Genomic DNA, 1,250 nt, shown 5'->3' with positions numbered 1-1,250 from the left:
TGATCGCCCAATGGATCTGCAAACGATCAGGGTGGAGCTGCAGGCTGCCCCCTACCCGGTGATCATCGGCTCGGCAGAATCAGCAGTGAGTTCAAGGAGAGTCACGAGCGGGGCACGGCCCAGGTCATAAGCCCCTGATTCTGGTTCCTTGAGGTCCACGGCGCATGAGGCTGATGCAGGCCGAAAATCCATGCAGGATCTGCATTATTTGCTGAGCCAGGCAGCAGTGCCTTATTGGCGTGGCCCGCTGCCGAACTGCCCTGACTCAGCTCAGCAGTCGCCGGATAACAGATCTCCCCGTGACCCCGCTCCAGCTCGTTGCGTGGCATGGACACCCGCGGCTCTGAGGGCACTGTTGCCTACCCAGCTCTGGTTTGGCAGGTTGTATGTGCGAAACACCAGGATGGATCCGCTTCCCCTTGCTGATGGCCTTTCCAGAGCCAATTTCTTCTCCTGAATTAGTTGCTGCGCAGGCTGCCCGCACCATTGCCCTGCAGATGCTGGAAGAACGAGGGCGGGGCGCGGTGCTGGTGGGCGTCGCCCGGGTGGATGCGGCCTTGGAGCATCTCCTGCAGGCCGTGATGCCTGTCGCTTCCAGCAAAGACGACGGCCTGTTTCTGCCTGAACGCCCGCTTGGATCAATTGGCGCAAAGGTGGCCTTGGCCAGCCGCCTGGGCTTGATCGACTCAACGGTCGAGCTAGCTCTCAATGCCCTGCGCAAGCTGCGCAATGCCTTTGCCCACTCCGCCGAGTCGGCCTCCCTTTCAGATCCTGTCCACAGCTCACGCCTGGAAAGCATCTACAAGGAAGCCAGGGTCAACTCCTTGTGGGGGCCATTGGAAACGGCCTTAGTGGCTCAGACCACAACAGCCAAGGCCGAGCTGGATCCAGACCTGCGCAACTACATCCTGCTGATCACCATCCTGGTGGCCTTTCTGGAGGCCACGGCCCAGCAGCTGACGCCGATCCATCCAGCGGTGGTGATGCGATTCTCAGGCGTCAGCCGGGGCGACAAGTTCATGATTGAGTCCTGATCGCTTTGATGCGTTGCCCTGCCTCATCAACGCAGCCTTGAATGCAAAAGAGGATTTCTCTGAGCACGGCCAGGCCCCCTTTTTGCCCAGTCAATAGACAGGGGGCAAAGCTCGATGGAAGTGATGCGGCCAAAGTCGACACGGTGACTTTCAGGAAAGTTGTCACTCCTTGGCTGCCATTCAGGCGGCCTTGATTAAGGGTAGCGCCATGAGCGG

At 59.8% G+C, this 1,250-nt stretch carries 2 protein-coding genes; one reads left to right on the top strand and one right to left on the bottom strand.

Annotated features, from left to right (window positions below; translation table 11 throughout):
• Window positions 1-425 precede the first annotated feature (425 nt).
• On the top strand, window positions 426-1,034 hold the full coding sequence (locus AC01FP_RS17650) for a hypothetical protein (RefSeq protein ID WP_474482029.1): 609 nt from the start codon (window positions 426-428) through the stop codon (window positions 1,032-1,034).
• On the opposite strand, the gene AC01FP_RS17645 is transcribed toward AC01FP_RS17650, so the two are convergent.
• Window positions 1,018-1,250, bottom strand: a 233-nt coding sequence (locus AC01FP_RS17645; RefSeq protein WP_474482028.1) for a hypothetical protein, incomplete at its 5' end; no start/stop codon positions are given. The two genes, AC01FP_RS17650 and AC01FP_RS17645, sit on opposite strands and share 17 nt — an antisense overlap.

Source organism: Cyanobium sp. NIVA-CYA 375 (assembly GCF_056108345.1).
The sequence above is the reverse complement of the archived record's forward strand: the minus strand, read 5'-3'. Positions and strand labels throughout refer to the sequence as shown.

What these genes read in the sequence shown, in the direction of transcription:
- AC01FP_RS17650 (WP_474482029.1), top strand. Translation starts at nt 426, where the DNA reads ATGGCCTTTCCAGAGCCAATTTCTTCTCCTGAATTAGTTGCTGCGCAG.